At 75.0% G+C, this 16723-nt stretch carries 14 protein-coding genes; 2 read left to right on the top strand and 12 right to left on the bottom strand.

Annotation, left to right across the window (positions count from 1 at the left end; all coding sequences use genetic code 11):
• Nucleotides 1-3: 3 nt before the first annotated feature.
• The 5 genes from IE326_RS06220 to IE326_RS06240 all read right to left on the bottom strand — a co-directional run bounded on the left by IE326_RS06220 (nucleotide 4) and on the right by IE326_RS06240 (nucleotide 3894).
• Entirely contained in the window at nucleotides 4-186 is a 183-nt protein-coding gene (locus IE326_RS06220) for a hypothetical protein (protein WP_030762153.1), read from the bottom strand.
• 98 nt (nucleotides 187-284) lie between these two features.
• Complete coding sequence (locus tag IE326_RS06225; RefSeq protein ID WP_150231505.1) at nucleotides 285-644, bottom strand: putative WhiB-interacting protein; 360 nt, start codon at nucleotides 642-644, stop codon at nucleotides 285-287.
• A complete protein-coding gene (locus IE326_RS06230) occupies nucleotides 641-1009 on the bottom strand; it encodes a WhiB family transcriptional regulator (protein WP_150231504.1) in 369 nt (122 codons plus the stop codon). The genes IE326_RS06225 and IE326_RS06230 overlap by 4 nt, the downstream gene beginning before the upstream one ends.
• A gap of 170 nt (nucleotides 1010-1179) precedes the next feature.
• A complete protein-coding gene (locus IE326_RS06235) occupies nucleotides 1180-1527 on the bottom strand; it encodes a hypothetical protein (RefSeq protein ID WP_190042161.1) in 348 nt (115 codons plus the stop codon).
• Between the two features lie 174 nt (nucleotides 1528-1701).
• Complete coding sequence (locus tag IE326_RS06240; protein ID WP_229915216.1) at nucleotides 1702-3894, bottom strand: ATP-dependent DNA helicase UvrD2; 2193 nt, start codon at nucleotides 3892-3894, stop codon at nucleotides 1702-1704.
• A 211-nt stretch (nucleotides 3895-4105) separates the two neighbouring features.
• On the opposite strand from IE326_RS06240, the gene IE326_RS06245 reads away from it, so the two are divergent.
• The gene (locus IE326_RS06245) at nucleotides 4106-4360 is read left to right on the top strand and encodes a glutaredoxin domain-containing protein (RefSeq protein WP_150231499.1); all 255 of its coding nucleotides are present in this window, start codon (nucleotides 4106-4108) and stop codon (nucleotides 4358-4360) included.
• Nucleotides 4361-4435: 75 nt separating this feature from the next.
• Nucleotides 4436-4651 (top strand): hypothetical protein, encoded by a 216-nt coding sequence (locus IE326_RS06250; RefSeq protein ID WP_190041014.1) that lies wholly within the window; start codon nucleotides 4436-4438, stop codon nucleotides 4649-4651.
• A 79-nt stretch (nucleotides 4652-4730) separates the two neighbouring features.
• Here IE326_RS06250 and nudC read toward each other — a convergent pair whose 3' ends face one another.
• The 7 genes from nudC to IE326_RS06285 all read right to left on the bottom strand — a co-directional run bounded on the left by nudC (nucleotide 4731) and on the right by IE326_RS06285 (nucleotide 16567).
• Complete coding sequence (gene nudC, locus IE326_RS06255) at nucleotides 4731-5678, bottom strand: NAD(+) diphosphatase (protein WP_150231494.1); 948 nt, start codon at nucleotides 5676-5678, stop codon at nucleotides 4731-4733.
• A gap of 55 nt (nucleotides 5679-5733) precedes the next feature.
• Nucleotides 5734-7152, bottom strand: coding sequence for a dipeptidase (locus IE326_RS06260; RefSeq protein ID WP_150231492.1), 1419 nt, complete (start codon nucleotides 7150-7152; stop codon nucleotides 5734-5736).
• Nucleotides 7153-7162: 10 nt separating this feature from the next.
• A complete protein-coding gene (locus IE326_RS06265) occupies nucleotides 7163-10465 on the bottom strand; it encodes an ATP-dependent helicase (RefSeq protein ID WP_190041015.1) in 3303 nt (1100 codons plus the stop codon).
• A gap of 61 nt (nucleotides 10466-10526) precedes the next feature.
• Nucleotides 10527-11348 carry a hypothetical protein gene (locus IE326_RS06270; protein ID WP_190041016.1) on the bottom strand — a complete coding sequence of 274 codons (822 nt, stop codon included), beginning with the start codon at nucleotides 11346-11348 and terminating at the stop codon, nucleotides 10527-10529.
• Between the two features lie 75 nt (nucleotides 11349-11423).
• Nucleotides 11424-12194 carry a LolA-like protein gene (locus IE326_RS06275; protein ID WP_150231487.1) on the bottom strand — a complete coding sequence of 257 codons (771 nt, stop codon included), beginning with the start codon at nucleotides 12192-12194 and terminating at the stop codon, nucleotides 11424-11426.
• 141 nt (nucleotides 12195-12335) lie between these two features.
• On the bottom strand, nucleotides 12336-15833 hold the full coding sequence (locus IE326_RS06280) for an ATP-dependent helicase (RefSeq protein WP_190041017.1): 3498 nt from the start codon (nucleotides 15831-15833) through the stop codon (nucleotides 12336-12338).
• A 317-nt stretch (nucleotides 15834-16150) separates the two neighbouring features.
• Nucleotides 16151-16567, bottom strand: a complete 417-nt coding sequence (locus IE326_RS06285; RefSeq protein ID WP_150231483.1) for an MGMT family protein — start codon at nucleotides 16565-16567, stop codon at nucleotides 16151-16153.
• Between the last annotated feature and the right edge of the window lie 156 nt (nucleotides 16568-16723).

Genomic DNA, 16723 nt, shown 5'->3' on the forward strand with positions numbered 1-16723 from the left:
CGGTCACCACCAGGAGGAGTCGAGGCGGCCCTCGATGGCCCGGATGTTGGCGCGGGCGCACTCCTCGCAGAAGTACTCGCGGCGGCCGTTCTCGACGGAGCAGGTCCAGGTGATGGGGAGGGTGTCGGCGGTCCTGCCGCAGCGTGCGCAGGCCACGGCTCCCTCCGCGGCGCGGGGCTCGTTCATCCTCGTGACGATAGCCCGGCGGGGCCGCCGCGGCGGGGCAACGCACCGCGGGGGCCGGTCCGTTCGGACCGGCCCCCGCGGGGACGCCCGGTGGGGCGTCAGTTCATGACGGCCATGGCGAGGGCGCGGCGGGCGCGCAGCGAGACGCGCTCGGCGCGGCGCTGCATGCGCCGGGCGGCGATCAGGCGCACGGCCTGACGTTCCGCCTCGGCCTCGCGCTGTCGCTCGTGCATATGGGCACGGGCCAGGGCTTCTGGGATGAGTTGCATGTCACGGGTCCTGTTCTGACGCAGCGCGGGGGCGCCGGCGGTGGAGAGTTCGGGGTGGGCGGAGCGGATGGGCTCGGTGGCGGGCGTGGTCATCGGGGCCTGCTTCTGGGGATCGTGCGTGAGGGGGTGGTCGATCGTTCCGGTACGCCTGGGGGCCTTGTGGGGTGCCTCCCAGGTGCGGGCGGTCATGCCGCGACCGGGTTCTTGCGCGGACGGCCGCGGGGCCGCTTGCGGGCGACGACGACACCCTGGACGAAGAGCTCTCCGCCCCAGACGCCCCAGGGCTCACGGCGCTCCTTGGCGCCGGCGAGACAGGCCGCGACCAGCGGGCAGGTCTTGCAGAGGGACTTGGCGTACTCCACGTCGGCCGGGGACTCGGCGAAGAAGACCTCCGGGTCGTAGGCACGGCAGGGGACGGGGACGCCGAGGTTCTCGATGGCGTCGTCGAGCGCGGTGAGCGATGTCAGGGGGGTCAAGGCGGGGTCCTCCGTGAGACCGGGCAGGGGGAGCGTTTCGGAAGGCGGTACGGACGGGGCGTGCGCTTCGAGTTGCACGGGTTTGTTTCCTCGTCTGGTCGTTCCGGCCGGTGGGCCGGGTCTTCGGCTGGTACCGGGTTGTCTTGTCCCGAGGCCCCTTCGCTCCGTCCTCCCCGTTCGGGGACAAACAGAAGGGCCGCGGATCCCGGGTGGGGTTCCGCGGCCCTGAAGGCGCCTGCCTGATCGGATCAGGCTGGATCACTCCAGGGTTCGAGCCCACGGAAGGCCCACATCGTGTGGTGCTGCGTCATCGTCTGCTGCTTGCCGGCACCGGCCGCCGCAAAGCCATAGGCCGTGAATCCGGCCTTGGTCTCTTCAGCCACCCGTGCCTTGGTCGGTCGCTCGTTGCGCTCGACGACGGCCGTGCCGCGACCGGACAGGCCGGCGACGGGCAGACCGATGACGGGCAGACCGGCGACAGGCAGACCAGTGCCAAGGAGCGCAAAGGCGGAGAGGCCGAGCGAGCAGGTGGAGACGGCCGAGCGATCGGTCATTTTGGCGGTGCTGATGGCGGTGCTGACGTTGATGTTGCTGATCACTGGAATCGCCTCCTCTCGGCGTCTCGGAGAGCACGGGTGCGAGCCGGGCCCTCGATGTTTATTTGGACAAGTACAGCACGAGACAGGGCTTCAGAGAAGCCGCTGTTGCGTGGTTAAGAACCTATGGGGCTTGACGGGGCGGGCGCAAACTATTTTTCCCACGAGTTTCGTTCAGTCGTCCTCGGCACCCGCCACACCCTCCTCACCTGCACAGATGGCGAGGACATCGGCCCCGAAGCGGTCGAGCTTGCGGGCGCCGACCCCGGCGATCATGGCGAGCTCGCCGGCGGAGGCGGGGACGCGCTCGGCGATGGCCATGAGCGTCTTCTCGGTGAAGACGCAATAGGCGGGCTGGCCGAGGGCGCGGGCCCGCTCCGCGCGCCAGGCGTGCAGGCGCTCGTACAGGCCCTCGTCCATGTCGGAGGGGCAGTCCTCGCAGCGGAGCAGCTTCATCGCGCCGGCCTCGGTGAGGGTGGTGCCGCAGACCCGGCAGCGGACGAGGCCGCGGGAGCCCCGGCGGCGGGTGCCGGCGAGGGGTCCGGCGCCACCCCGCTCGACGCCGCCGCCCGGGGCGCCGTGGCCGCCGGCGCGGCTGCCGGAGCCGGGGCGGAGGCCCTTGAGGAAGCGGCTGGGGACGCGGTGGGCGCGGCCGCCCGGGGAGCGGGAGAGCGCCCAGGAGAGCGTGAGGTGGACGCGGGCGCGGGTGACGCCCACGTAGAGCAGGCGGCGCTCCTCCTCGATCTGCTCGTCCGTCTTGGCGTAGGTGATCGGCAGCATGCCGTCGGTGAGGCCGACCAGGAAGACGGCGTCCCACTCCAGGCCCTTGGCGGCGTGCAGGGAGGCGAGGGTGACGCCCTGGACGGTGGGGGCGTGCTGAGCGGCGGCCCGCTCGTCCAGTTCGGCGACCAGGTCGGAGAGGGTGGCGCCAGGGCGGGCGGCGGCGAAGTCGTCGGCGAGCCGGGCGAGCGCGGCGAGCGACTCCCAGCGGTCGCGGACCGCGCCGGAGCCGGCCGGCGGCACGCTGGACCAGCCCTGGCCGGAAAGCACCGCCCGAACCTGGGCGGGGAGGTCGTCGGCGCCGTCGAGGAGCGAGTCGTTCGCCCCGAAGCGGGCGGCGCCGCGCAGGGCCGCGCCCGCCTCCCTCACCTCCTGGCGCTCGAAGAAGCGCTCGGCGCCGCGCAGCTGGTAGGGGACGCCGGCGTCGGCGAGGGCCTGCTCGTAGACCTCCGACTGGGCGTTGATCCGGTAGAGGACGGCGATCTCGCCGGCCGGGACGCCGGCGGCGATCAGGTCGCGGACCCGGCGGGCGGTGCCCTCGGCCTCGGCGGGCTCGTCGCCGTACTCGGCGTAGACCGGCTCGGGGCCGGTCCCGCGCTGCGAGATCAGCTCCAGGCGGTGGTCGGCGGCCCGGCCGGACGCCTGGTTCAGCAGGCCGTTGGCGAGGTGGACGACCTGGGGGGTGGAGCGGTAGTCGCGGACCAGCTTGACCACGGTCGCGTGCGGGTGGCGGGTGCGGAAGTCGAGCAGGTGGTCGGGGGTGGCGCCGGTGAAGGAGTAGATCGTCTGGCTGGCGTCGCCGACCACGCAGAGGCTGTCCCGCTCGCCCAGCCACAGCTCCAGAAGGCGCTGCTGGAGCGGGGAGACGTCCTGGTACTCGTCGACGACGAAGTGCTGGTACTGGCGGCGGATCTGGTCGGCGATGTCGGGCCGGTCCTGGAGGATGCCGACGGTGAGCAGCAGCACGTCCTCGAAGTCGATGACCGAGCGCTCGCCCTTGAGCTGCTCGTACATCGCGTAGAGCTGGCCGATCTCGGCCGGGTCCCGGGGGGCGTCGCGCCGGGAGCGGGCGACGGCCGCCGGGTAGTCGGCGGGGACGGTCTGGGTGACCTTGGCCCATTCGATCTCCGCGGTGACGTCCCGCAGCTCGTTGCGGTCGAGCCGGACGCGGCAGCGGGCCGCGGCCTCGGCGACGAGCTGGGCCTTGCGCTCGACGAGCCGGGGCAGCGGGCCACCGATCGCTTTCGGCCAGAAGAACTGGAGCTGTCGGAGCGCCGCCGAGTGGAAGGTGCGGGCCTGCACCCCGCCGGCGCCGAGCTGGCGGAGCCGGCCGCGCATCTCGCCCGCGGCGCGGTTGGTGAAGGTGACGGCGAGCACGCTCGCGGGCGGCAGCACGCCCGCCCGCACCCCGTAGGCGATCCGGTGGGTGATCGCCCGCGTCTTGCCCGTGCCGGCGCCGGCGAGGACGCACACCGGGCCGTGCAGGGCGAGGGCGACCTCGCGCTGCTCCGGGTCGAGCCCGTCGAGCACCGCGTCCGCGGTCTCGGGGACCTGTGGGAAGAGGGGGGAGTGCGTTGCTGCTGTCACTCCGCCATGCTGCCAGGTCGGGCGGGACCGGTGCGGCCCGTCGTCCACAGGCCGGGGGTCGTGGTCGTACCGTCGCATGATCGTCCCGGCCCGGCGTGACCGTTCCTCCGGAAGGGAGCGGCGCACGTCACCCGGAGTGCGGGAATGGGGCGGCCGGTGGCGTACGTTCTCCCTTCGGCACCGATCCCCGAACCAAGAGGAGCGCCTGGCGATGCAGGGCACCGTGACGATGTACAGCACCGAGTGGTGCGGCTACTGCCGCCGGCTCAAGGGCCAGATGGACCGCGAGGGCATCGCCTACACCGAGGTCAACATCGAGCTGGACCCCGCGTCCGCCGCTTTCGTGGAGCAGGCCAACGGCGGCAACCAGACCGTCCCGACCGTCCTGGTGGTCTCCCCCGCCGGCACCGAGTCGGTCATGACGAACCCGAGCCTCGCCCAGGTCAAGCAGGCCCTCACCGCCTGACCCGTGCCCCGCGAAGGGCCCCCGGCCGCACCGGCCGGGGGCCCTTTGTCAGTGGCGGACGCTGGCGTCGAGCGCATGGACACGGACGATCCGCAGGACGTGGGGGCGGCCTTCTGGGCCCAGGTCCACGGCTTCACCGTCGTGGAGGGGCCGGCGCCGCCGGACACCCCGCTCGGCCGGGTGCAGGCGTTCGCCGCCGCGCACGGCGGGGAGGCGGTGACCGAGGAGCACGTGAGAGCCGCGATCGAAGGGCGGCCGCTGCCCGCGCCCGGAAGCGGGGCCGGAAACTGACCCGGGGCCGGGGACGGCGCGACCCCGCCGCCCTCGGCGGGCTGACGGGGTCGGGCGGGTCCGGGCGGTCCGGGGGCGGTCAGACGACGTCGCCGGGCTTCGGCAGCGGCTTGCCGTACCAGAGCTCGATCAGGCGCGAGGCGATCGAGATGCCGTACGGGGGCAGCACCTCGCCCGAGGCGAAGCCGGCCTCCAGGTCCTCGCGGGAGAACCAGCGGGCCTCGTGGATCTCCTCGCCGTCCACCTCGATGTCCGGGGAGGTGGCCCGCGCCATGAAGCCGAGCATCAGGCTGGACGGGAAGGGCCACGGCTGGCTGGCCACGTACTCGACCTCGCCGATGGTGACGCCCGCCTCCTCGAAGACCTCCCGCACCACCGCCTGCTCTATCGACTCGCCCGGCTCCACGAAGCCGGCCAGCGTCGAGAAGCGGCCCTCCGGCCAGTGCACCTGGCGGCCGAGCAGCGCCCGGTCCTGGTCGTCCGTGACCAGCATGATCACCGCCGGGTCGGTGCGCGGGTAGTGCTCGGCGCCGCAGGTCGGGCAGCGGCGGACGTGCCCGGCGGCGGCGATCACCGTGCGGTCGCCGCAGCGGGAGCAGAAGCGGTGCAGGCGCTGCCAGTTCTCCAGGGCGACCGCGTGGGTCATCAGGCCCGCGTCGCGGGCCGAGAGGAGCAGACCGGCCTCGCGCAGGCCCGCCGGGCGCGCCGACTGGTCCATGCGGCCGGGCAGCGAGTCCTTCTGGAGGGCGAAGTACGACACCCCGTCGGCGTCGGTGCCGAGGAAGTAGCGGTGGGTCTCGGTCATCGGCGCCTCGAACGCCGGGGTCATGACCAGCTCGGTGCCGCCGTCGGGACGGTCGTCGATCAGCACCTGGCCGCCCGAGACCACGAAGACGCGGGTGCTCGGGTGGCTCCAGGCGGCCGCCAGCCATGCCTCGTCGAGACGGTGGTGGGCGGCGCGGTCGATCCCGCTCGGGGCGGTGAGCGAGATCGGGTGGTCCGCGAACGAGTTGTTCAAGGTGCTCACAGGTGCTTCCAACTCCCCCGGTTCGGTGTCAGTGGGTACGGCGGGCGGCCCGGCGTCAGCGCGTGCCGGCCCGCAGGGCGGTCGGCAGGTCGCCCCAGAGGTACGCGGTCGTCTCCACGCCCTTCATGAGGAGGTCGAGCTCGACCTTCTCGTTCGGGGCGTGCCAGCCGTCGGACGGGACCGAGATGCCCAGGAAGAGCACGGGCGCGTCCAGGACGTCCTGGAGGTCGGCGGCCGGTCCCGAGCCGCCCTCGCGCGTGTAGCGGACGGTGGCGCCGTCGAAGGCCCGGCTCATCGCACCGGCCACCGCCGTGAGGGCCGGGTGGCCGAGCGGGGTGAGGCAGGGGCGGGTCGGGGCGCCGAAGACGACCTCGTACCGGATCCCGGCGGGCACGAGTCCGGCCAGCCACTCCCGTACGGCCTTCTCGACGCGGTCCGGGTCCTGGCCCGCGACCAGCCGGAAGGACAGCTTGAGGTGGGCGGAGGCGGGCACGATCGTCTTGCCGCCGGGGCCCTGGTAGCCGCCGCCGATGCCGTTGACCTCGGCGGTCGGGCGGGCCCAGACCCGCTCCAGGGTGGAGTGGCCGGCCTCGCCGAGGGTGCCGTGGGACTTCGCGGTGCGCAGCCACGCCGCCTCGTCGAAGGGCAGCTCGGCGACGAGCCGCCGCTCGGCCTCGGTGAGTTCGGTCACCCCGTCGTAGAAGCCGGGGATCGCGACCCGCTCGTCGGCGTCGTGGAGGGCGCCGACGATCCGGCCGGCGACGGTGGCCGGGTTGGGCACGGCGCCGCCGAAGGAGCCGGAGTGGATGTCCTGGTCGGGGCCGTACAGGTCGATCTCGCAGTCGGCGACGCCGCGCATGCCGGTGCAGACGGTCGGGGTCGTCTCGGACCACATGCCGGTGTCGGAGACGATCACGGCGTCGGCGGCGAGCCGGCCGGCGTGCTCCTCGACGAGCGCGCGGAAGTGCGGCGAACCCGACTCCTCCTCGCCCTCCACCAGCAGCTTCAGGTTGACGGCGGGGGCCGTGCGGCCGGTCGCGGCGAGGTGCGCGCGGACGCCGAGGGTGTGGAAGAACACCTGGCCCTTGTCGTCGGCCGCTCCGCGCGCGTACATCCGTCCGTCGACCACGGTCGGCTCGAAGGGGTCGGTGTGCCAGCCGTCCTCGCGGGCCGCGGGCTGCACGTCGTGGTGGCCGTAGACCAGGACCGTCGGGGCGTCCGGGTCGCCGGACGGCCACTCGGCGAAGACCGCCGGGGCACCCGCCGTCTCCCAGACCTCGACCGCGGGGAAGCCGGTGCCGCGCAGGGCGCCGGCGAGCCACTCGGCGCTGCGCCGCACGTCGCCGGCCCGCTCCGGCTGCGCCGAGACGGACGGGATGCGCAGCCATTCGGCGAGGTCGCCGAGGAAGGCGGCACGGTGCCGCTCGATGAAGGCGCGTACGGGCTGGACGACGCTGTCCGGGGTCTCGCTCATGCTCCCGAGCCTATCCGGCGCCGGAGGGTGCCCCGCCCAGCAGGATCGCCTCCAGCTCCGCGCGGCCGGGCAGCCGGGCCGGACGGGCCACCTCGCCGGTCCGCACGTACACGAACGCGGCGGCCACCTCGCCCGGGTCCAGGCCGTGCTGCTCGGCCCAGGCGAGCCGGTACAGCGCGAGCTGGAGGGGGTCGGCGGTGCGGTGGTGGCTGGTCTTCCAGTCGACGATCTCGTACGCGCCGGACTCCGGGTCCCGGTAGACGGCGTCGATCCGGCCCCGGACCACCCGGCCCGCGAGGGTGAGGTGGACGGGGACCTCCACGCGGTACGGGGTGCGGCGGGCGTACGGGGTGCGGGCGAACGCCTCCTTGAGGGCCTCCAGGTCCCGCTCGTCGACGATCTCCGGCTCGCCCGCGAAGTCCTCGCCGCCGGGCAGCTCGTCCGGGCCGAGGAACGGCAGCGGCAGCTCCTCGAAGCGGGACTCCACCCAGGCGTGGAACCGGGTGCCGCGGCGGGCGGCGCGCTGCGGCGGCTTCGGCATGGGCCTGGCCAGCTCCTGCGCGAAGCCGTCCGGGTCCTCGGCGAGGCGTATCACCTGCGAGGCGGACAGGTACGCGGGCAGGACGACGTCCCGCGTGGTGGCGCGGGAGCGGCGCAGCTCGGCGGTGAGGGCGGCGAGGTCGCGGTCCCAGGAGGCGAGGGTGCGGAGCTCCTCCGGGGTGAGTTCGTGCGCCCTGGGGTGCGGGATCGCCTCCGGGACCCCGGCCGCGGGGTCGTCCGGCAGCCAGAGGCCGTCGGGGTCCGGGGCGGGGGGCTCCGCCGGGGCGGGGACCCGCAGCCGGGCCCGCACGGCGTCGGCCGCGCGCCTGCGCCACGCCAGTGCCTCCTCGTCCAGCGGCAGGGGCCAGGGGAGGTCGCCGGCGGACTCGGCGAGGAGCGGGTTCTCCTCGTCCGGTTCCGGTGCGGCGGCCCAGTGCTCGATGTCGCCGTGGCCCTTCGCGCAGTGGTCGTACAGGGCGCCCATGAAGTCGGAGGGGCCGCGGGGCTTCTTCTGGGAGGGGCCCCACCAGTGGGCGGAGGCGAGGAGGAGGGTGCGGGGGCGGGTGAAGGTGACGTAGCCGAGGCGGAGCTCCTCGGTGTGCTGGTGGTCCTTCATGGCGGCCTTGAAGGCCGACAGGGACTTGGCGTCCCAGGTGTCGAGGTCGGGGAGGGTGGCGGCGTCGCCGCGCAGGGCGTGCGGGAGGACCTGCGGCTGGGAGGTCCAGGACTCGCGCGCGCGGGCGGAGGGGAACTGGCCGGCGACCAGGCCGGGGACGGCGACGACGTCCCACTCCAGTCCCTTGGACTTGTGCGCGGTGAGGACCTTCACCGTGTTCTCGCCGCCCGGCAGGGCGTTGTCGAGGCCCTTCTCGAACTGGACGGCGGTGCGCAGGAAGCCGAGGAAGGCGAGGAGGCTCGCCTCCCCGTCGAGGGAGGCGAAGCCGGCGGCGACGTCCAGGAAGTTGCCGAGGGTCTCGCGGCGGCGGGCGGCGAGGGCGTGCGGGGAGGCCGACAGCTCGACCTCCAGGCCGGTGGCGGTCAGGACCCGGTGCAGGACGTCCATGAGGGGGTCGGCGAGGGAGGCGCGCAGGGAGCGGAGCTCGGCGGCGAGGTGGGCGAAGCGGACCCGGGCCTCGGCGGAGAAGGGCAGCCCGTCGTCGGGGTGCCCGCCGGCGTCGAGGAAGGTGTCGAGGGCGTCGGCGAGGGAGGTCACCTCGGCGGGGTCGACGCCCTCGACGGCGGCGGCGAGCCGCTGCGCGGGGTCGGGGTCGGCGTCGCCCCGGTGGACGAGGAGGCGGGCGCGGCGGCCGAGGAGTGCCAGGTCGCGGGCGCCGATGCGCCAGCGGGGGCCGGTGAGGAGGCGGACCAGGGAGGCGTTGGCCCCGGGGTCCTGGAGCACCTCGCAGACGGCGACGAGGTCGGCGACCTCGGGGAGGTGCAGCAGGCCGGAGAGGCCGACGACCTCGACGGGGACGTCCCGGGCGACGAGGGCGGCGTGGATCGCGGGGAAGTCGCCCGCGGTGCGGCACAGGATCGCCATGGAGCCGGGCTCGCGGCCGGTGCGGACGAGGTGGGCGAGGGAGTCGGCGAGCCAGTCGATCTCCTCGGTGTGGGTGGGCAGGAGCGCGATCCGGACGGTGCCGTCGGCCTCGGCCCCGGGGGCCGGGCGCAGCGCCTCCACGCCCGCGTGCATCGCGCGCAGGGGGGTGGCGAGGCCGTTGGCGAGGTCGAGGAGACGGCCGCCGCTGCGCCGGTTCTCGGAGAGGGAGTGGCGGCTCGCGGGGGTGCCGTCGGCGTGCGGGAAGTGCTCGGGGAAGTCGTCCAGGTTGGCCACGGAGGCGCCGCGCCAGCCGTAGATGGCCTGGCAGGGGTCGCCGACGGCGGTGACGGGGTGGCCGGTGCCCTGGCCGAAGAGCCCGGAGAGGAGCAGCCGCTGGGCGACGGAGGTGTCCTGGTACTCGTCGAGGAGGACGACCCGGAACTCGTCGCGGAGGATCGCGCCGACCTCGGGGCGGGTGGTGGCGAGCCGGGCGGAGAGCGCGATCTGGTCGCCGAAGTCGAGGAGGTCGCGGGAGCGCTTGGCGGCCCGGTAGAGGGTGACGAGTCCGGTGAGCTCGCGGCGGGCGGCGGTCGTCTCGGGGAGCTTGCGCAGGTCCTCGTTGGTGAGTTTCGCGCCGGCGAGGTCGGTGAGGAGCGCGGCGTCGTGCGCGAGGAGGTCGGCGGGCTCGACGAGGTGCTCGGCCAGCTCGGCGTCGAGGGCGAGGAGGTTCTCCACGAGGGCCGGGAAGGACTTGGTGAGGGCCGGGTAAGGGCCGGGGGCCTCGCGCAGCACGCGCGCGGCGAGCTGGAAGCGGGTGGCGTCGGCGAGGAGCCGGGAGGTCGGTTCGAGGCCGATGCGCAGGCCGTGGTCGGTGAGGAGCTGCCCGGCGAAGGCGTGGTACGTGGAGATGCGGGGCTCGCCCGGGGGATCGTCCGGATCCACCGGGTCGGGGTCGGTGACGCCCGCGCGGACGAGGGCGGTGCGGACGCGCTCGGCGAGCTCCCCGGCGGCCTTGTTGGTGAAGGTGAGGCCGAGGACCTGCTCGGGGGCGACCTGGCCGGTGCCGACCAGCCACACCACCCGGGCCGCCATCACCGTGGTCTTGCCGGAGCCGGCTCCGGCCACGATGACCTGCGGGGCGGGCGGCGCGGTGATGCAGGCCGTCTGCTCCGGGGTGAAGGGGATGCCGAGGAGCTCCTTGAGCTGCTCGGGGTCGGTGAGGCGCGCGGTCACCTTCAAGAGGCTAGCCGGACGGTCGGACATTCCCGTCCGGTGCGCCCGGGGGCCGCGCTCCTCAGACGGGGGAGCCCGGGTCGAGGCGGGACAGGTCGACGGTCTCGCCGGCGGGCGGGGCGGTGACCTTCACCGGGCGGTCGAAGTCGGAGAGGGTCATGGTGCCGGGTTCGTCGCCGCCGGTCCTGACGACCTCGCGGACGTACGGCTCGCCCTCCTGGGCGACGGAGACGGTGGTGGTCTCGTCGCCGTCCTTCTCGACGAGGGTCGCCACGGGGGTGCCGTCGACCTCGGCGTCGGGGCCGCGGGTGAGTCCCGCGCGGTCGGACCCGTCCTTGCCGAGGCCGTCGAGGAGGGAGTCGAGGTCGCAGACCTCGCTGAGGTCGCCGCTGCCGGCCTGGCCGGGGGCGATCTTGAGCCAGCGGCCCTGGATCAGCTCGATGACGGGGGCGATCCGGGACTCGGGGACGCCCTGGGAGGTCATGGAGGTCCGCCAGAACGCCTCGTCGCCCTTCATGTAGGTGATGCCGTCGAGGCGGCGGAGTTCGGCGGTGCCGTCGTCGATGCCGACGCGGCCCTTGCAGGAGCCCCGGTCGTCGACGGAGAAGTCCACGTCGAGCCGCTGCCCGTCGGCGACGACCCGGCCGGTCATGCGGAGGGAGTCCGCGGAACGGGTGGCGTCGACGGCCTTGTCGGCGATCCGGTCGGGGGCGAGCCCGTCGAAGGGATCCGGGGACGGGGCCGGGGCGGCGGCCCGGGCGGGGGTCTGCGGCGCCGTCGCCCAGGCCGCCGCGGGGGCGGGCCCCGCGACGGCGACGGCGGCGCAGACGACGGCCGCGGCGCGGAGCCGGGGACGGCGGGGGTGGCCGGACGGGTACCTCATAGGAGCCTCCTCGCCCCCCGGACCCTTTCCCCAGGGTCGCCCCGCGCGCGCGTGGCCGCTACTCGGTGCGGAGCGTCAGCCCTTGAGGGCTTCCTTCATGAGCTGCTCCATGTCCATGACCTGGTCGGCCGGCGGGGCGGTGACGGTGACCGGCTTGTCGTAGTCGCTCAGGGTGACGGTGCCCGGGTCGTCGCCGCCGGTGGTCACCACCCGGAGGACGTACGGCTTGGCGGAGTCGCGGGCCACGTACAGCGTGGTGTCGCCCTTCTTGGCGTCCTTGCCGGTGAGGACGACGGCCGGGGTGCCGTCCACGTCGGCGTCGGCGCCGCGGGTGAGACCGGTGGTCTTGGTCTCCTTCTCCATGTCCGCGAAGATCACCTTCAGGTCGCAGAACGTGTCGGAGTCGTCGGCCCCGGCGGCCTCGGCGGGGGACTTCATCCAGCGGCCCTGGAGCAGCTTGCCGAAGTCGGGGCCCTCCGAGGCGGCGTCCTCGCCACCGGTGGACGAGGTCCAGAAGGCGTCGTCGCCCTTGATGTAGAGGTCGCCGCCGGTGCCGACCATCTCGGCCTTGCCCTCGCCGGTCGTGGACATGGTGCCCTGACAGGAGCCCTTGGAGTCGACGGTGACGTCGACGGTGGTCTCCTTGCCGTCCTCCTTGCCCGCGCCCTTCATGTGGACGGAGGTGGCGGCCTTGGTGGTGTCGAGGGACTTCTTGGCGATGTCGTCCGCCGAGAGGCCCGCGAAGGGGTCGGCCGGCTTGTCGTCGCCCTTGCCGCAGCCCGTGAGGGCGAGGGTGGCGGTCAGGCAGATCGTCGCCGCGGCCCAGAGCTTCCGGTTGGCCCTCATGCACGTACTCCTCAAGCGTGTTCGAACGCGAATGTTCACAGGTTTTCTTCACGGGGACCTTATGTGGTGCCCCGCACGCACCGGCCCACCGGGGTGGACAAAGGATGTACAAACGGAAATGTGAGTCCGGTCACCCGGTGCTCAGTCGACGACCTGGCGGCCCTCGGGGCGGGCGCTGCACGCGGCGCGGAAGGAGCAGGTCTCGCAGTGCCGGCCGGTGGTCGGCGCGAAGCGCTCGTCGAGGACCCGGCCGGCGGCCGTGGCGAGCAGGTCGCCGATCCACTCCCCTTCCAGGGGCTGCTGGGCCTGCACCTTGGGCAGGGCGTCGCCGCCCTCCTTCTTGGGGGCGGCCTGGCGCAGCTGGACGAGTTCGGCGCCGCCGGGTTCGGGGCGGTCGCCGTCGAGGACGCCGTCGAGGGCGCCCTCGCGGACGGCGAGCTGGTAGACGGCGAGCTGCGGGTGGTGGGCGACCTCGTCCCGGGTGGGGGCGGCCTTGCCGGTCTTGAAGTCGACGACGTACGCCCGGCCCTGCTCGTCGGTCTCCACGCGGTCCATGGAGCCGCGGATGCGGACCTGGTACTCCCCCGCCTCCAGGGTGACGTCGAAGCCGTGCTCGGAGGCGGCGGGGGTGCGGCCGCCGCGGTCCATGACGTGCCAGCGCAGGAAGCGTTCGAGCGCCACGCGCGCGTGGCCCTTCTCCTGTTCGGACTTCCAGGGGGCGTCGAAGGCGAGGGCGTCCCACACGGTGTCCAGCCGGGCCATGAGGACGTCCAGGTCGGCGGGGGTGCGGCCGGAGGCGACCTCGTCGGCGAGGACGTGGACGACGTTGCCGAAGCCCTGGGCGGCGGAGGCCGGTTCGGCGGCCTTCACCTCGCGGCCGAGGAACCACTGGAGGGAGCAGGTGGCGGCCAGGTTCTCCAGGGCGCTCGGGGAGAGCGCCACGGGCCGGTCCCGGTCGCGCAGCGGCACGGCGGAGCGGGTGGGTTCGTGCAGGCCCCACCAGCGGTCCGGGTGGGCGGCCGGGACCATGGGCTGACCGTCCTCGTCGGTGAGGGCGGCCAGTTCGGCGAGGCGGTGGGCGGCGGCGTCCCGGAGCGCGGGCGAGGCGGCCGGGTCGACGGTGGTGGCGCGCAGCTCGGCGACGAGCGCGGAGACGGCGAGCGGGCGGCGGGGGCGGCCGGGCACGTCCTTCGGTTCGGTGCCCAGCTCGGTGAGGAAGCGGGAGGGCTGGTCGCCGTCCTCGGCGGGGGCCTTCACGGCGGTGACGACGAGCCGTTCGCGGGCGCGGGTGGCCGCCACGTAGAAGAGGCGGCGCTCCTCGGCGAGGAGGGCGCCCGGGGTGAGCGGTTCGGCGAGGCCGTCGCGGCCGATCCGGTCGGCTTCGAGGAGGGAGCCGCGGCGGCGCAGGTCCGGCCACACTCCCTCCTGGAGGCCCGCGACGACGACGAGGTCCCACTCCAGGCCCTTGGAGCGGTGGGCCGTCATCAGGCGGACGGAGTCCGGGCGGGTGTGCCGGCGGGTGAGGGTGTCGGCGGCGATGTCCTGGGCGTCGAGCTCTTCGAGGAAGTTGAGCACGCCCCGGCCGCCGAGCCGTTCCTCGGCGCGGGCCGCGGTCTCGAAGAGGGCGCAGACGGCGTCGAGGTCGCGGTCGGCGTTGCGGCCGGCGGGGCCGCCTCGGAGGGCGGCGCGCTCCAGGCGGGCGGGCCAGGGGGTGCCGCTCCACAGCACCCACAGGGCCTCCTCGGCGGTGCCGCCGTCGGCGAGCAGCCGCCGGGCCTCCTGGAGGAGCTTGCCGAGCCGCTGGGCGCCGCGGGCGTGGCCGGGGTCGTGGGCGGCGAGGCGTTCGGGCTCGGCGAGGGCGCGGGCGAGGAGGATGTCGGAGGGCGGCGGGAGCCGGTCGCCCGCGGCGCGCCGCTCGTCGCGGAGGGCGCGGCCGAGCCTCCTCAGGTCGGCGGGGTCGATGCCGGCGAGGGGGGAGGCGAGGAGTTCGAGCGCGGTTTCCGTGGGGAGCCAGGTGGGCTCCTCCGGTGCGGGACCCGCGGGTGCGGGTTCGTCCGGGGCGGGGGCGGGCTCGTCCGGGGCGGGGGCGGGGGCGGCCGCGGGCTCGGAGGACGGTGCGGCGCTGTGGTCGGCCACGGGCTCGGAGGACGGCGCGGGCTCGGAGGACGGCGCGGCGTCGTGGTCGGTCGCGGACTCGGGGGCCTGTGCGGCGTCGTGGTCGGTCGCGTCCCTCCGTTCCGCCCCCGCCGTCGGCAGGGCGGCTCCCGCCACCGCGCGGAGGGCCAGCAGGAGGGGGGCCACGGCCGGTTCGTGGCGGAGGGGGGTGTCGGCGGCGTCGGTCTCGACGGGGACGCCGGCCGAGGTGAGGGCGCGGCGGAGGGAGGGGAGGGCGGCGGCGGCGCGGGTGAGGACGGCCATCGACTGCCAGGGGACGCCGTCCTCCAGGTGGGCGCGGCGCAGCAGGTCGGCGATGTTCTCGGCCTCGGCGGAGGCGGTCGGGTAGGTGTACGCCTCGGCCCGGCCGCCGTCCCGTACCGGCGTCAGTTCGCGGTGGGCGCGGACCTTCTCGGCGGGCAGCCGGGTCATCGGCATCCGGCGGGTGAGCTGCCGGGTGGCGGCGAGGAGGTCCGCGCCGGAGCGGCGGGAGGTGCCGAGGACGCGGACGGGGGCCCCTCCGAAGGCGGCGGGGAAGTCGAGGATGCCGTTGACGTCGGCGCCGCGGAAGGCGTAGATCGACTGGTCGGGGTCGCCGAGGGCGACGACCGTGTTCCGGCCGCCGCCGGTGAGCGCGGTGAGCAGCCGGACCTGGGCGGGGTCGGTGTCCTGGTACTCGTCGACGTAGACGGCGTCGTACGCGGGCAGGGTGGTCCGCTCGGCGAGCAGGACCGCCCGGTGGACCAGTTCGGTGTAGTCGAGGACGCCCTGGAGGTCGAGGACGTCGAGGTACTCGGCGAGGAAGCCGGCGGCGGCCTTCCAGTCGGGGCGGCCGACGCGTTCGGCGAAGCGGCGCAGTTCGTCGGGGCCGAGGCCGAGCTCGCGGGAGCGGGCGAGGACGGCGCGGACCTCGTCGGCGAAGCCGCGGGTGGTGAGGCAGGCACGGAGTTCGTCGGGCCAGCGGACGCCCGCGAGGTCGCCCCGTTCGAGGTCGATCTGGCCGGCGAGGAGCTCGCGGACGGCGAGGTCCTGCTCGGGGCCGGAGAGCAGCCGGAGGGGTTCGGCGAAGAGCTCGGCGTCCTGGTGGGCGCGGACGAGGGCGTAGCAGTACGAGTGGAAGGTGGTGGCCTGGGGCGGGCGGCGGCCGCCGAGCCGGGTGGCCATCCGGTCGCGGAGTTCGACGGCGGCCTTGCGGCTGAAGGTGAGGACGAGGATCCGCTCGGGGTCGGCGCCCCGCTCCATGCGGGCGGCGACGGCCTCCACCAGCGTCGTCGTCTTGCCGGTGCCGGGTCCGGCGAGGACGAGGAGCGGTCCCCGGTCGTGCTCAACCACCGCCCGCTGCGCTGCGTCCAGCTGAGGGGGATCCACCGGGGCCGGGGCCGTGCGCACCAGCCGGTACGCGCCGGGGGTCCGCTGCCGGCCCGCTCCCGGGTACGGCTGTCCCTGGTGCGGCGGCGTCGGCCGGGTGGTGGAGGAGGAACTCACGTGGTGGGCCGGTCCTGGTCGGTGGTGACGTGGTGCGGGTGGCGCCGGTGACGGCGGCGCGCGGAGCGGTACGGGCCCCGGCACGCGCGCGGGCACACGGCAGCGCGCGGTCCCGGGTCCGTACCGCTCCGCGCGCCGTCGCCGGACCGGTCGCGCCCGCCGACGTTACGCGAAACCGGGCCGCCGCGGGGCCCGGTCTCCCGGACCGGACGGCCCCGGCACCCCGCCCCACCGGGCCCGCGGGGGCCCGTGTGAGATCCCGCACGCCCGCCTCCGGAGCCGTGCCGTCCGGGACCTGGCTCCCGGACGCCGGACCCTCAGGCGTCGGGCCCCGCGCGGTCCGGCTCACCCGGGGCGGTCCCGTCCGGGGCGGTCCCGTCCCAGCGGGCCCGGCGCATGTCGATCCTCGGGAGGTGGTCCCCGGCGGACGGGCCGCGTTCGCGCAGGGGGGTGCCCTCGGCGCGGTAGTGGCCGAGGGCCCGCAGCTCGTGGCCGGGCAGCAGGGTGCCGTCGGAGCGGACGACGCGCCACCACGGGGCGGCCCCGCCGTAGAGCGCCATCACGCGGCCGACCTGGCGGGGGCCGCCCTCGCCGAGCCACTCGGCGACGTCGCCGTACGTCATCACGCGGCCCGGCGGAATGCCGTCGGCGACGTCGAGCACCGCCTCCGCGTAGGGGGGCAGCTCCCCCTCCTGGGCGGAGTCGTCCGCTCCGCCCGCTGCGGTCTGCCCCATGGGTCCCTCCCGGCTCGTCCGTCACATCCTGCCTCACCGCACCGACATGGCCCTGATGCCTCCGCGGGGCGGTTCTTCGTGCCACCATCGTGCGGGCGGTGACTGGTGATACGAGATCGACAGCGGCAGACGCAAGCAGAAGTACGCGCAGAGACG

This window comes from Streptomyces filamentosus (assembly GCF_014654895.1).
Taxonomy (GTDB): Bacteria; Actinomycetota; Actinomycetes; order Streptomycetales; family Streptomycetaceae; genus Streptomyces; species Streptomyces filamentosus.

Coding starts and splice junctions, on each gene's coding strand:
- IE326_RS06220 (WP_030762153.1), bottom strand. CDS start 186: ATGAACGAGCCCCGCGCCGCGGAGGGAGCCGTGGCCTGCGCACGCTGC.
- IE326_RS06225 (WP_150231505.1), bottom strand. CDS start 644: ATGACCGCCCGCACCTGGGAGGCACCCCACAAGGCCCCCAGGCGTACC.
- IE326_RS06245 (WP_150231499.1), top strand. CDS start 4,106: ATGCAGGGCACCGTGACGATGTACAGCACCGAGTGGTGCGGCTACTGC.
- IE326_RS06250 (WP_190041014.1), top strand. CDS start 4,436: ATGGACACGGACGATCCGCAGGACGTGGGGGCGGCCTTCTGGGCCCAG.
- IE326_RS06260 (WP_150231492.1), bottom strand. CDS start 7,152: ATGAGCGAGACCCCGGACAGCGTCGTCCAGCCCGTACGCGCCTTCATC.
- IE326_RS06270 (WP_190041016.1), bottom strand. CDS start 11,348: ATGAGGTACCCGTCCGGCCACCCCCGCCGTCCCCGGCTCCGCGCCGCG.
- IE326_RS06275 (WP_150231487.1), bottom strand. CDS start 12,194: ATGAGGGCCAACCGGAAGCTCTGGGCCGCGGCGACGATCTGCCTGACC.
- IE326_RS06285 (WP_150231483.1), bottom strand. CDS start 16,567: ATGGGGCAGACCGCAGCGGGCGGAGCGGACGACTCCGCCCAGGAGGGG.